Here is a 12,744-nt window from a genome sequence, read left to right as displayed (position 1 = left end):
TACAAGTTCTTTGGCTTTCCCTGGACAGGGAGTGAAGACGGGGTGCATAAGACAAGGGGTGCGTCGCTGATGGAAGATGAGCCGAATCATCGAGATGCCGCAAGTGGCGAGAACCTGGCCTAGAGCAAGGCCCTGGCTGACTGGGGATGTCGCTTGACTAGTGTTCCATCCGGCTTATGCGGGCCGAATAGCTGCAAGCAGTGCCAGAATCATACGGTTCGCAGGGGTTTCGATTCCGTGACGCTCCGCCGCGCGAACGACGGCTCCTGTCAAAGCGTCGTATTCCAGTGGTTTGCCAGCCAGGCGGTCCTGACGCATGGAGCTTGTGGAGCCGGCGGGCACGTGCATCAGCCAATCGAGCTCGGTCTCCACATCCGACGGTTCCAGGTGAACGCCTTCCGCCTGTGCCACCTGCTGGGCTTCGCGCATAATCTGGCGGGCGAGTTCGGTGATTCCGGGCTCTCGAATCACCTCTGCGCGACGTCCGGTCAGTGCGGTCAGGGGGTTGGCTGTGAGGTTCACCAGAAGCTTGAGCCATGCGGTACGGGGAAAATCGTCTTCGAGACGCATGCGCATGCCTCCTGCGATGAGTTCATCGGCCATGCGTCGGGCCGCCGGGGTGTCGGGAAGTGATAGGTCGTGATCTCCTGCCCTGCGCAGCAGTGCGTGACCGGGTTCGGTACGTTCGACGTTCAAATAGACGATGGCCGGTACGATATGACTTTCCCCTGAGTAGGGCGACACCCGACGGGCATGTTCGATACCATTCTGCGCGACGAGAATCGTTGTGGACGGACTCGCTGCGGCTGTGATCCAGGAAGCTGCGGACTCCGTCTGATGAGCTTTGACGGCAAGAATTACCGTTTTGACGCCGGCGATTGCCGATGGGTCGTCGGTGTGGGTCACTGGCCAAGATTGGCTTTGTTCTCCCTCCGTGACGCTTATCCGCTCGATTGGCGTGTGTCCGCCACATACCACGACGTGTGCTCCTTTGCGGGTATATGCGGATGCGATGGACAGTCCGATGGCACCCGCGCCGATAAGCGCGACGGTATCTTCAGTGTTGTTCTGAGTCATGGTTCCTTGCCTTTCGACGGTGTCGGGTAATCGTCGGACCGTTGCACCCGGGTATTGCCTGGTGTTTACGGCTCTGTACGTACGCATCAATCGAATCTCCGCGTCGATTGTCGAATATCTAGATGACGGCGCTGCCGGCGAACATGGTCGCCGTGTGGCCCCCGACCCATACGGTCCCGTCGTCTCCCGGCGTTATTTCGATGCGGCCTGCTCTATGCAGGCATGTTCCTTGGGAAACGACGTATGGACCCGTCATCTCGCCCGAGCCGATCAGCCACTGCGCCACTGATGCGTTCATCGATCCGCAGACCGGATCTTCGAACACACCTACACCCGGGGCGAATGTACGCAGTTCGAAGGCGCAGGGCGAACCCTTTGGATAAGCTCCGATGACCCCGACCATCGCTTTGGGTGCGCGGGTGAAGTTCGGATGCAGCTCGAGAACCTCCTGGGCGGAGGAGACACGGATGACGGCCCATCCGGGGCCGTTGTCGACCCACTGGTGGGAGACGACGCGATCGGCAGGAATGCCGAGGTCGGCAGTCAAGGATTCGAGATAGTCGTGTTCAATGGCTCCTGTCCGAATCATCTTGGGTGCGGCGAATGAGAGCTTTCCTGCATGTTGACGTAGCGTAACCAGTCCTGCGGGGCATTCCTGTATAAGGGTTCCGGGTGTATGTGGCATGCCACCGTGCTCAAGCCATGCGTGTGCGCTGCCGAGGGTGGGGTGTCCGGCGAAGGGCACTTCGCCTCCCGGGGTGAAGATGCGAAGACCGTAGTCGGCCTTCGCATCCTGCGGAGACGAGACGAAGGTCGTTTCGGACAGATTCGTCCAGCGTGCGATACTCTGCATCGCTTCGTCGGACAGCCCTGAACCGTCCAGAATGACCGCGAGAGGATTGCCTCCATAAGGTTGCGGCGAGAATACATCTACTTGGGCATAGGGAACGGTGCGTGACATCGGCATTTCCTTCGTATTGACTGAATGAAAACAATTATATCGCTTATCAGGCGCATGAAAATTGTGTTCTATGGTTCTAATATGAAGGTATGAGCAGCAATATAGCTATAGATGGTGTAGATCGAGCAATAATCAATATATTGCTTGTGGACGGACGTATCAGCAATGTGGAACTCGCGGCACGCGTGGGTCTCACCCCGGCTCCATGCCTCAGACGCATCAAACGGCTTGAGAACGAAGGTGTCATCACCGGTTATCGAGTCATGGTCGATCCCGTCATGGCAGGCAGGGCATTCTGCGTGTATATGGAGGTCCAGATTGTAGGTACGAGCAGGGAGATCGTGGAGCAGTTCGAAACGGTCGTGGCATCCTATCCTGAGACCACCGAGGTGCGCAGGCTTTTCGGCCCCGTAGATTACCTCATCAGGGTCGAAGTTGCGGACAGCGCGGCATACGAACGTTTCCAGACGGAGAAAATGTATCCTTTGCCTGCTGTTCGACGAATAGAGTCATATCCCACCATGCGCGTCATCAAGAGCAGCGTGGACGGGTGATGCCGCGACGATATCGCAGGGGCACGCACCGTCATGCGGTCCTGCACCAGTGCTCGGGCTGCTGCTCGGCGGTGATGTGGCTGTGGTCCGCACCGCTTTCGCAGATTGTGGTCGTGCCGACATCGCAATGAAGACCCAGATTACGTAGCTCATCGGCAAAGGCCTGTGCATACATGGCGCCGGGAAATCCCTGCAGGACATCAAAGCCCATGGTGTTCCCCGCTGCGACCATATTCAGCGTGAGTCCCTTGATGCCGCCGCTGTACAGGTGCGTCGATTCCACGTATCGTGCGAAATCGTTGAAACGCATGCTTCCCACATAGCTCAGTACATAGGTGTTCAGTACAAGCCGGTCGAACATCGACATCATGCGACGCTTGTCCTTGAGCGTGCTCATTCCATCGAGTTTGTCGAACAGCGCGAGCTGCATATTCAGCATTTCGTGGGCGGAGTCTTCTGAACGTTGTTCGGCGATCATCGACCGGTAGCTGCTTGCCACCTCGGACATTGCATCGGCGGACTCTGCTGCGGAATACGGCAGGCAGAGTGAACCGGTGCAGTTCCTTCTGGTGGGGGAGTCCCCGATGGCGAATCGCATATCGGCGGCCATATTGCATATCACCGGTGCTCCCGCATCGGGGTGCAGTGTCAGCACCGCCTTCGAGAACAGCATCGCCGCCAAAATGCCGGGGGTTGCACCTGTGCCCTTCGCCGCAGAGACGAACGCACCTTGGTTCACCTCGATAACCGTATGGTGGCAGTCCTGAGCGTCGGGAGTGCTTTCGGGCAGCGCATAGCCCTCGGTGGTGATTCGCCTGCCGGTCTCCATGCTCGTGACGAAGGGGCTGCTCGGCAACGGTTCCTCGTATTCACGGGGGTCGATAGCCGTGTCCAGTGTGAGAATCCCGCTGTCGTCGAAATGTTGCTGGTAGCGCTCGCGGCAGTAGTAGTAGATCAGCGTCTCCACAAAGGGCTTCACTCCTCTGCCATCGCACAGGGCATGGTGGAAGGCCACTCTGATGCGCTTTCCTGTGTAGGTGACGTCAATCAGATGGTAACCGCTTTCGAGGCCCCCCAAGGTGCGGAATCTGTCCGTATTGGCCACGTGCAATGACAGCGGGTTGGGATGCAGATAGTAGTCGCCGTCGCGTTCCACAAGTTTTTGGGTCATATCGGGGAAACGCTGTGCGGTGTTCGACAACGCCGCATCCAGGCAGTCTCCGCGCACCTGTTCCGTCATGCGGGTTTCGAGGATGGTGCTGTTGTATCCATGTTGACGAAACAGGAATGATTGGCCGGATTGTATCTTCTGCATGTATTGCCATACCTCTCACTGGGTGACGTCGAAGGCCCTGTGGTGTTGCGGGCCTTGCCTGGTAATAGGAGGGTATGCAGTGGGTGTTAGCCAAAGGTTCGAGATTTGTTGGGGTTGTATTAAAGCCGCTCAGCTGGGTGCAGCGAGGATAATTGCATCAGAAGTGCGGCAAACCGTGTGGTTCATGCAGGAAAGCTGCACTGTTGATGCAGTTATCCTCATGTGCTTAGGTATTCGGGGATTGACCGCTGATCAGGTACTCGATGATGTCGTCGGACGGGCGCGGATAGTCCAGTGCGGACAGTGTGATTGAAAGCATGCCGGTGGCGAGAATGCGTCTGACCTCTTCGAGTGGCAGCTTCAGCTCGTCGTGCAGCAGGTGGCACATCTTGAGGAATCCCTCTCGGGCGAGGGGGCCGATCTCCTCGTCGCCGCCGCATGCGAAGAGCTGTGCGAGCAGTCGCATGTCATCGGATTCGAATGCCAGAGCGCTGAAACGTGTTCTGAATTCCTTTCGTTGCCCCTCGGTGTCGAGCGGCGCCGTCTCAAGGAAGAGAGCGGCCATACGGTTGCTCGAGCCGCTTGCCAGAGCGCGGATGAGGCCCTGTTTGCTGCCGAAGGCCCGCACCGCATAGGCCTGGCTGACTTCCGCCCTCTGAGCTATCTGGTCGGTGGTGATTCGTTGGAAGCCATAACGGCTGAAGAGATACAGCGCCGCAGAGAGCACGCGGTCGCGTCCTGATGGGGTGCCTGGTGTCGTTCTTGCCATGAAGTCATGGTAGCTCGGATTGTCATCGACTGATTATATGTTATTGTTATCAGTCAATGACAACTATAACGTTCGGCGTGAAATGTACGACGTGCAACGGGCAACGTGCAATCAGTAATGAGAAGGGTTTTGCCGAAGATGAGTGATGAAGAAACACTGCCGACGAAGGGCTTGTCGGCCATACCCAGAAAAACAATGGTGCGTGCAGCGCTGACCGTCATGGTCTCCGCCCTGCTGACGGGAGGTCTGTTCAGTCTGTTCTACATCGCTGTGTTCAACGCGCCTGAACCCCACGAACTCCCTATCGCGGTTGCGGGAATCTCCGCGACGGGCCTGCAGGAGCAATCGGGAAATCAATACAAACTCATCGAGGTGAGCGACCAGGCTGCCGGTCTCGCTCAGCTCAACAGACATGACGTGTACGGAGTCATAGAGCTCGACGGAGCGCACCGAAGGGTGGTGTTGTCGTACACCAGCGTCGACGGGTCCTCGGTACTGGCATATATGCAGCCCTTGGCAGCTGGTATTGCACGGAGTGCGGGTATGACGTTGAAGGTCAGAAACACCACGCCGGAAGTCGCTGCGAATGCGACGCCTGGCCGCAGCGTATTCTTCGCGGTGTTCGGTACGGCATTGACCGGATTCGTGCTTTCGCAGGCCCTGTCGTCTCTGGCGAAAAAGCTGCGTCTATCGCTGCGGGCAAGACTCGGCATCATGCTGCTGGTATCGGTAATCGCCGGTCTCTTCGTGGCCCTGCTGCTCGACCCCTGGTATGGTATCGCGCCTGGGACATTCTGGTCGGCTCTGCCCATGCTCGCACTGCTCTGCATGTCCGCAGTGGTCACCGGAACGGCCTTGCTTGAAGCCGTCGGCCCTCTGGGCCAGGTGATTACGGCTGTTCTGTTCATCACCCTGGGCAATGCGACCGCCACCGGCATCCTACCCATGCCGTTCCTGTCGCCCTCATATCAGGTCGTCAGCCGCATCCTGCCCACCGGCAATGTGGTGAGAGCGGTCTTGTCCTCAGCCTATTTCGAGGGGACAGGTCAGTTCCTCGGCTATCTGGTCCCGCTGATCTGGGTCACTGTGGGAGCGCTCGCCCTGGTGGGTCTCGACCGAAGGCACAGAGCAGATTCACGCGGTTGAGCGATGCGGCATCCAGGCTCCCAAGCGCATATGAGGCGCTTGCATCCGAATCGACGTCCCTATGCGTTACGCGTGGCTGACCATGCCAATCAGAGCGCGGTGATGCAGGCGATCAAACCGAAGACGATGCCCGGTGCGTTCGTGATGGCAATCGGGTAGTCCTTGGGTTTCTTGAGCAGACCGTACGCCACCCAGAGTGAGCAGTTGAGCACCGCCACCAGAGGTTGAATCGGGCTGCCCTTGTCTCCGCTGAGGTTGTTCATGATCTGGGGAATGTATGACACGTACATGAGAATGCCCATAATCGTCGCGGCCCAGCTGAGTCGTGTGATCCAAACGTTGTCTTCCATACCGTTCACCCTACAGTCAAGTCTTCCCGACAATGAGATAACTGCAATAAAAGGACAGTAATTCATCGAATAATTCCCGGAAAAGCTGTCCTTTTATTGCAGTTATCTATGTTGGGCCAGCAGCGGGGACAGATAACGGCCTGTTACCGAGTGAGCATCGGCGGCAATCTGCGCCGGAGTGCCAGTGGCGACGATGCGGCCGCCCTGCTCTCCTCCGCCTGGCCCCATATCAATGATGTAATCGGCATTGGCGATGATGTCGAGGTCATGCTCGATGACGAGAACGGTCGCGCCGCGTTCGGTCAGCCGGTCGAGAACCTTGAGCAGCGTGCGCACATCAAGAGGGTGCAGTCCGACGCTCGGCTCATCGAGCACGAACACCGCATCCGATTGGTCCTTGTGCAGCTGGTTGACGAGTTTGAGTCTCTGTGCCTCGCCGCCGGACAGTGAAGGGGTGGCCTCTCCCAAGGTCAGATATCCGAGCCCGAGCTGGTCGAAGGCATGCAGTCTGCGTGCCACGCGCCGCAGGCCGGACAGACGGTCGATGGCTTCGTGAATGGTCAGGCCGAGAATCTCAGGCAGGGAAATCCCGTCCAGGAGATAGTCGTGCGCCCGCGCCAGAAATCTCGAACCATGACAATCCGGGCAGGGAATGACCACATCCGGCAGGAACTGCACGTCGAGTGATATCTCACCCGTCCCCTCGCATCGCGTGCAGGCGAGCGAACCGGTGTTGTAGGAGAAGTCGGAGGCTGTCAGCCCGTCGGCTCCGGCGGCTGACGTCGCCGCATAGGCTTTGCGCAGCTCGTCCATAACCCCTGAATAGGTCGCTACGGTGGAGCGCACATTGATGCCGATGGGCGTCGCGTCAACCACATGAGCCGTAGTGGTGCCGGCCGCATCGATGCTCCGAACGTGTTCTGGCATCAGATGTCCGTTGCTGTCCGCATTGATGGCGGGAACCAGTGATTCAAGCAGCATGGTCGTTTTCCCCGATCCGGAGACTCCGGTGATTGCGGTAAGCCTTCCTTTCGGGATATCGACCTGCAGAGGGTGCACGGTGTGAATCGCATCGGTGGACATGCTGATGCGGCCTTTGTCGAAGACCTGCACGGATGGTATCCGTTCGCGTATGACGATGTCTTCGCTTCCGGCCAGGAATCCGGCAAGCCTTGAGCCGCCCGCGCGGGATTTCGCCCCTGCTTCTCCCTCTCCCCGACTCTGAGCATGCCGTTGCGACGCGATAAGGTCATCAATCGTCCCTTCGGCGATGACCTGACCTCCCTGACTGCCCGAATCGGGGCCGATTTCGATAAGCCATGACGCCTGCCGGAGCACCTGAACGTCGTGGTCCACAAACACCACGGAATTGCCATCCGACAGCAGATCCCGCATCACGCCTATGAGACCTTCCACGTTGGCGGGATGCAGGCCGACCGATGGCTCGTCAAGTACGTACAGCACTCCGGTGGTCTCGTTCCGCACGGCACGTGCCAGCTGAACACGCTGACGCTCGCCCGTCGAGAGTGTGGAGCCGGCCCTGTCCAGCGTCAGATAGCCCAGTCCCAGTTCCACAAGGCGCTGCGCCATGGATTCGAGGGTGCTCACCAGACCCAGCGCCATCGACTGCATATCCTCGGGCAGAGTGGCCGTCACCGTCGGAGCCCAGGCGATGACCTCGTCGAGCGTCATGGCGCTGACGTCGGCCAGGTTCAGACCGTTGATTCGAGGAGCGCGCGCCGTCTTGCTCAACCGGGTGCCCTTGCAGTCCGGGCAGGTGCCTTCGCTGAGGAATCGAGCCACCCGCTTGAGCCTGCGCTCGCTGTCCGCGCGTTCGAGCTCCTTGGTCACGGTGAGCCGTGCATTGCGGAAGGTGAAGTCGAGCTTGTGCACCCCTTTGACGCTGGTGAGGGTGATGTGTTTCTTCTCCTCCGGACCGGTGAAGACGATATCGCGCTCGTGGTCGCTCAACTCGTTCCAGGGAACGTCGGTGCGCACCCCGAATTCCCGCACGATATCGGGCTGGACGTTGAATCCGAACATCTGCCAGGGCAGCACTGCGCCCTCGTCGATGGTCTTGGTCGGGTCCGGCACCAAGGTGCGGTCGTCGACATCCCGTATCACGCCGGTGCCCTGGCAACGTGGGCAGGCGCCTGCAGAGTTGAAGGCGAGGGCCTCGGCGCCGGGAGCCTCGACGTTGGCTCCGCAGATAGGGCAGATGATGGGCCGTTCGGCGGCGACGTTGATGGTGGGAGGTACATGGTGCCCGTTCGGGCAGACATGGCTGGAGAGTCGTGAGAACATCAGGCGGAGTACGTTGAGCAGCTCGCTGGAGGTGCCGAAGGTGGACCGGATGCCTGGAACACCGGGTCGTTGCCGTAGCGCCAGAGCGGCCGGGACGTGTTGCACCGCGTCCACGTCGGCCCGGGGAGCCAGGGACATCCGTCTGCGTGTGTACGTTGACAGGGCTTCGATGTATCGCCGTGAACCTTCCGCATAGAGCACGCCGAGAGCCAGCGACGATTTGCCGCTTCCCGATACTCCGCCGATGCCGACCAGCTGGTGCAGGGGAATGTCGACATCGATGTTCTTCAGATTGTTCACGCGGGCCCCACGCACACTGATGTGGTCGGGCTCGCTGCCGGATGCGCTTAGCTTGGATACGTCATTCACAGTATCTACCGTAACGCCGTAGAGTTTGCCAGGCTTCCGGAATATTGATGTTTTGTGACTATTCAGGCCTTCGATAGGTTCATTCAGGCCTTATGCCGAGAGCGATGGATAGTGCACCCGAATACGTCGCCGTCACAAAATGCAAGTTTCAGCCCACCGGCTGACCGTCATTGTCCCGCGATTCGAGGATTCACCCGCTTAGACTCGGAATCGTTATCGGCCATGGGTGCCGCGGTGATGCGGAACGGGTCGATGTCGATACAGCATACGAACTCAATGAGGAGATGTATATGGCATCAGTAATCGTTCATGAGCAGTCGAAGCAATTCCATCTGACGAATGGTTCCGTGAGCTACATTATTCAGGCGGACAAGCAAGGCAAGCTGTTGAATCTGTATTACGGTTCCGCAGTGCCTGACCGTGATGATTTTAGCTATCTGGTCGAATACCAGCATCGGTCAACCGCGACCTGCCGCAAAGAGGGCGATCTGCTCTACTCGCTGGAACACTTGAGGCAGGAGTATCCGGAGTACGGTACCGGCGACTATCGTCGACCGGCGATTATCGTGACTCAGCCCAACGGTTCAAAAATCACCGACCTGCAGTATTCCTCGTATACCGTCAGCAAAGGAAAACCAAGCTTCGAACATCTGCCTTCAACCTATGTGAATGATGATGACGAAGCCGTCACGCTCGACGTCACGTTAAGAGATCAGATGTTGAGCCTCATTGTGGTGTTGCATTACACGATATTCAGCAACTCTCCGATCATCGCCCGCAGCGCGACGATCACGAACCAAGGCACCCAAGGGCTGGTGCTGAACAGGGCGATGAGTCTGAGCCTTGATCTGCCTGATTGCCGCTACGATATGACGGATTTCATAGGGGCATGGGCAAGAGAGCGTCATCCCCAGCGACACGGACTCCATACCGGTATCCAGGCCATCGAGTCGCTCAGAGGAGCCAGCGGCCATTTTGCAAACCCGACGGCTTTGTTCTCGCGACCGGGTACCGATGAGATCGCGGGGGAGGCCATTGGTCTCGCCTTCGAGTACTCGGGCGATTTCGATTTGCATGCCGAGGTGGACTCCTTCGATGTGACCAGACTGCAGGTTGGCATCAACGATTTCAATTTCTCCTGGCAGCTTGACCCCGGGGCGAGCTTCCAGACTCCCGAAGCTCTTATCGGATATACCTCTGAAGGTTTCAATGATCTCAGCCACGGATTCCATGACGTGGTGAGGAACAACATCATTCGCGGGCCGTGGAAGAACAAGGAGCGCCCGATTCTCATCAACAATTGGGAAGCCACATACTTTGATTTCGACGAGGACAAGCTGGTCGCCATCGCTCAGCGTGCTCACGATGTGGGTGTTGAGCTGTTTGTGCTTGATGACGGATGGTTCGGCGCTCGCAACAACGACAAAGCAGGACTGGGAGATTGGACTCCCAATGCGGATAGGCTTCCCAACGGTCTGACACGTCTGGCGCGTCGGATCAACGATCTCGGCATGCAGTTCGGCCTATGGTTCGAGCCTGAGATGGTCAACAAGGACTCGGATCTGTTCCGTGCGCATCCTGAATGGGCATTGCACACACCTGGTAGAGCGATGTCGCATGGGCGCAATGAGTATGTGCTGAACTTCGCGGATAACGAGGTTGTCGACAATATCTACGAGCAGATGTATTCCCTCCTTTCCTCCGCCAACATCGCCTACATCAAGTGGGATATGAACCGTTTCATTTCCGAAGGCTACGACATCACTCGCGATGCCGCGCATCAGGGGGAGCTCTTCCATCGCTACATCCTCGGTGTGTATAGCTTGATGGAACGCTTGCTGCAGGCCTTCCCCGATCTGCTGATCGAGTCCTGCGCCTCAGGTGGCGGCCGCTTCGACATGGGCATGCTGCATTACTCCCCGCAGATCTGGTGCAGTGATGACACCGATGCGGTTGAGCGTCTGAACATCCAGTACGGCACCAGCGTGTTCTATCCTCTGGCGAGCATGGGGTCGCATGTGTCGATCACTCCGAACCATCAGACAGGCAGAGTCACTCCTCTCCGCACCCGATCAAACGTGGCTATGTTCGGCACCTTCGGGTATGAGCTCGATCTCGGCAAACTTTCCGATGAGGAAGTTGACGAGGTGCGTCGCCAGGTACGACTGTTCCAGGATTACAGGAAGGTCATTCATCGTGGTGACTTCTACCGGCTGCTGGCGCCGTATGACAACCGCAAGGCTGCATGGATGGTGGTGTCCTCTGACCGCAGGCGTGCACTTGTGGGTGATTACAAGATTCTGCTGAAGCCGAATTCCCCTTACACGCGGGTACGGCTGTGCGGGCTTGACCCGCAGACCGTATACAGCGTCACATGCACAGGCCCGTCGACCATAAGCGGCAAGCATTTCAGTGGAGTTGAACTGATGAGAATCGGATTGGTCGACACCGATGCTTCGAGTGGAGAGATGGGCGGAGTCAACCCTCTTGGCACTACCGAGGACTTCGATTCCAAACTCTTCATTGTGGAGGCGGTGGGCGAACAGCAGACCGAGTAATCCGAGTTTCTGAGCGAAGAAATTGCTGAAGCGTGCTCAACACGCCTCTATGTTTAGCGTGCACATTCACTGTGCATATAGGTAAGGAGAAACAATGAAAGCCAAATCCAACAGTCTGGTGGTCAAGTCGGCGGTGCTGTGCATCTCGCTGCTCCTGACCAGTGCTCCGGCGATCAATGGCGCGCTGCCTTTGATGCGTAACGCACTTGACGTCACCAACGCGCAAAATGAGCTGCTGTCCACGGTTCCAAGCTTTATGGTGATTATCTTCATCTTCCTGTCAAGTTTGATTGAACGTGGACTAGGTATGAAGAAAACCATCTGCCTGGGCTTGCTGCTCGCCGGCATCGGTGGCGTGATTCCTATGTTCACCGCGTCGTACCCCATTATTTTCGCCAGTCGTTTGATTCTTGGAGCTGGACTTGGTGTGTACAACTCTCTTGCAGTCAGCCTGATCAATGCCTTGTATTCCGGCGATACTCGTGCAACGATGCTGGGATTCAGAAATTCCATGGAGAGCATCGGACAGTCCGTGCTGACCTTCATCGCAGGCCTGCTGCTGACGCTTGGATGGCACTGGAGCTTCGCCATCTACTTCCTGGCATTCCCGCTGATGGTCTTCTTCTGGATCACCGTTCCGGAGACCAGCACCCGTCCGCAGGACGACCCGACAAAGGGTGCGGAGCAGGCCAAAGAACGTATGAACCCCTTTGTGTATGTTCTTGTTGGATTCGCCATTATCCTGGTGCTGAACTCGCTGGCCATGAGCGTGCGCTTCCCGTCCATCGCAGCCAGCATTCGAGGAGACAACTTCAATTCGAGTTACCTGCTGTCGCTTATGCCCATCCTCGGTATCGTCGCAGGCTTCGTGTTCGGCATGATGAACAAACTTATGGGCAAGAAACTGCTGTATCTGGGTATCGCCATCTTCGCGCTTTCCGATCTGTTGATGGGGTTGGCCGCGAATAACTTCCCTCTTGCCATGGCAGGTCTGATTCTGTCGGGCATTCCGGGATCCTGGTGCTTCCCGTATATTTTCAACACCTTGGGAGACATAACGGGTCCTCGCACCAGCACGCTGGCTACCTCGCTGATTTTCGTGGGATGCAACATCGGCAATTTTGCGGCCCCTCTGTTCATGAGTGCTGTCCAAGCAGTCACGGGGTCGGATTCGCTGACGATTCCGTTCCCGGTGTTGTCCGCAATCTTCGTGATTATCTTCCTTGGCGTATTGGTCAGTGACTTGCGAGGACGCAAGAAGCCGGATGTGTCGGCAAGCAACTAAGACGCGCACGGTCACCATGCCTGTGCAGCAGTGAACTGCACATACCCATGGTCCTA

The 12,744-nt window shown here is 57.7% G+C and carries 10 protein-coding genes; 4 read left to right on the top strand and 6 right to left on the bottom strand.

The genetic code is table 11. From position 1 onward, the window contains the following. Window positions 1-174: 174 nt before the first annotated feature. Both DB51_RS00175 and DB51_RS00170 read right to left on the bottom strand, forming a co-directional pair. Complete coding sequence (locus DB51_RS00175) at window positions 175-1,077, bottom strand: 2-dehydropantoate 2-reductase (RefSeq protein WP_034250639.1); 903 nt, start codon at window positions 1,075-1,077, stop codon at window positions 175-177. Between the two features lie 118 nt (window positions 1,078-1,195). Next, a complete protein-coding gene (locus DB51_RS00170) occupies window positions 1,196-2,038 on the bottom strand; it encodes a PhzF family phenazine biosynthesis protein (protein WP_034250638.1) in 843 nt (280 codons plus the stop codon). A gap of 89 nt (window positions 2,039-2,127) precedes the next feature. On the opposite strand from DB51_RS00170, the gene DB51_RS00165 reads away from it, so the two are divergent. After that, complete coding sequence (locus tag DB51_RS00165) at window positions 2,128-2,592, top strand: Lrp/AsnC family transcriptional regulator (RefSeq protein WP_034250637.1); 465 nt, start codon at window positions 2,128-2,130, stop codon at window positions 2,590-2,592. Window positions 2,593-2,623: 31 nt separating this feature from the next. On the opposite strand, the gene DB51_RS00160 is transcribed toward DB51_RS00165, so the two are convergent. Together DB51_RS00160 and DB51_RS00155 are read right to left on the bottom strand one after the other, a co-directional pair. Next, window positions 2,624-3,907, bottom strand: a complete 1,284-nt coding sequence (locus tag DB51_RS00160; protein WP_034250636.1) for a hypothetical protein — start codon at window positions 3,905-3,907, stop codon at window positions 2,624-2,626. Window positions 3,908-4,133: 226 nt separating this feature from the next. Continuing rightward, a complete protein-coding gene (locus DB51_RS00155; protein WP_034250634.1) occupies window positions 4,134-4,676 on the bottom strand; it encodes a TetR/AcrR family transcriptional regulator in 543 nt (180 codons plus the stop codon). Window positions 4,677-4,814: 138 nt separating this feature from the next. Between DB51_RS00155 and DB51_RS00150 the strand changes: the two genes are divergently transcribed. Beyond that, window positions 4,815-5,822, top strand: coding sequence for an ABC transporter permease (locus DB51_RS00150; protein ID WP_034250632.1), 1,008 nt, complete (start codon window positions 4,815-4,817; stop codon window positions 5,820-5,822). Between the two features lie 89 nt (window positions 5,823-5,911). Here DB51_RS00150 and DB51_RS00145 read toward each other — a convergent pair whose 3' ends face one another. Both DB51_RS00145 and DB51_RS00140 read right to left on the bottom strand, forming a co-directional pair. After that, a complete protein-coding gene (locus DB51_RS00145; protein ID WP_034250630.1) occupies window positions 5,912-6,172 on the bottom strand; it encodes a SemiSWEET family transporter in 261 nt (86 codons plus the stop codon). A gap of 102 nt (window positions 6,173-6,274) precedes the next feature. Further along, window positions 6,275-8,845, bottom strand: a complete 2,571-nt coding sequence (locus tag DB51_RS00140; RefSeq protein WP_202961968.1) for an excinuclease ABC subunit UvrA — start codon at window positions 8,843-8,845, stop codon at window positions 6,275-6,277. Window positions 8,846-9,135: 290 nt separating this feature from the next. Between DB51_RS00140 and DB51_RS00135 the strand changes: the two genes are divergently transcribed. After that, a complete protein-coding gene (locus DB51_RS00135) occupies window positions 9,136-11,403 on the top strand; it encodes an alpha-galactosidase (protein ID WP_238548259.1) in 2,268 nt (755 codons plus the stop codon). 94 nt (window positions 11,404-11,497) lie between these two features. After that, complete coding sequence (locus tag DB51_RS00130; RefSeq protein ID WP_034250628.1) at window positions 11,498-12,688, top strand: MFS transporter; 1,191 nt, start codon at window positions 11,498-11,500, stop codon at window positions 12,686-12,688. Window positions 12,689-12,744: the final 56 nt, after the last annotated feature.

The sequence above is a fragment of the Bifidobacterium crudilactis genome (assembly GCF_000738005.1).
GTDB lineage: Bacteria > Actinomycetota > Actinomycetes > Actinomycetales > Bifidobacteriaceae > Bombiscardovia > Bombiscardovia crudilactis.
This window is presented reverse-complemented; position numbering and strand designations above follow the sequence as displayed.

Excerpts from the sequence above, each read along its gene's own strand:
- DB51_RS00165 (WP_034250637.1), top strand. The coding sequence starts at position 2,128 with ATGAGCAGCAATATAGCTATAGATGGTGTAGATCGAGCAATAATCAAT.
- DB51_RS00170 (WP_034250638.1), bottom strand. The coding sequence starts at position 2,038 with ATGTCACGCACCGTTCCCTATGCCCAAGTAGATGTATTCTCGCCGCAA.
- DB51_RS00130 (WP_034250628.1), top strand. The coding sequence starts at position 11,498 with ATGAAAGCCAAATCCAACAGTCTGGTGGTCAAGTCGGCGGTGCTGTGC.
- DB51_RS00175 (WP_034250639.1), bottom strand. The coding sequence starts at position 1,077 with ATGACTCAGAACAACACTGAAGATACCGTCGCGCTTATCGGCGCGGGT.
- DB51_RS00135 (WP_238548259.1), top strand. The coding sequence starts at position 9,136 with ATGGCATCAGTAATCGTTCATGAGCAGTCGAAGCAATTCCATCTGACG.
- DB51_RS00150 (WP_034250632.1), top strand. The coding sequence starts at position 4,815 with ATGAGTGATGAAGAAACACTGCCGACGAAGGGCTTGTCGGCCATACCC.
- DB51_RS00155 (WP_034250634.1), bottom strand. The coding sequence starts at position 4,676 with ATGGCAAGAACGACACCAGGCACCCCATCAGGACGCGACCGCGTGCTC.
- DB51_RS00145 (WP_034250630.1), bottom strand. The coding sequence starts at position 6,172 with ATGGAAGACAACGTTTGGATCACACGACTCAGCTGGGCCGCGACGATT.
- DB51_RS00160 (WP_034250636.1), bottom strand. The coding sequence starts at position 3,907 with ATGCAGAAGATACAATCCGGCCAATCATTCCTGTTTCGTCAACATGGA.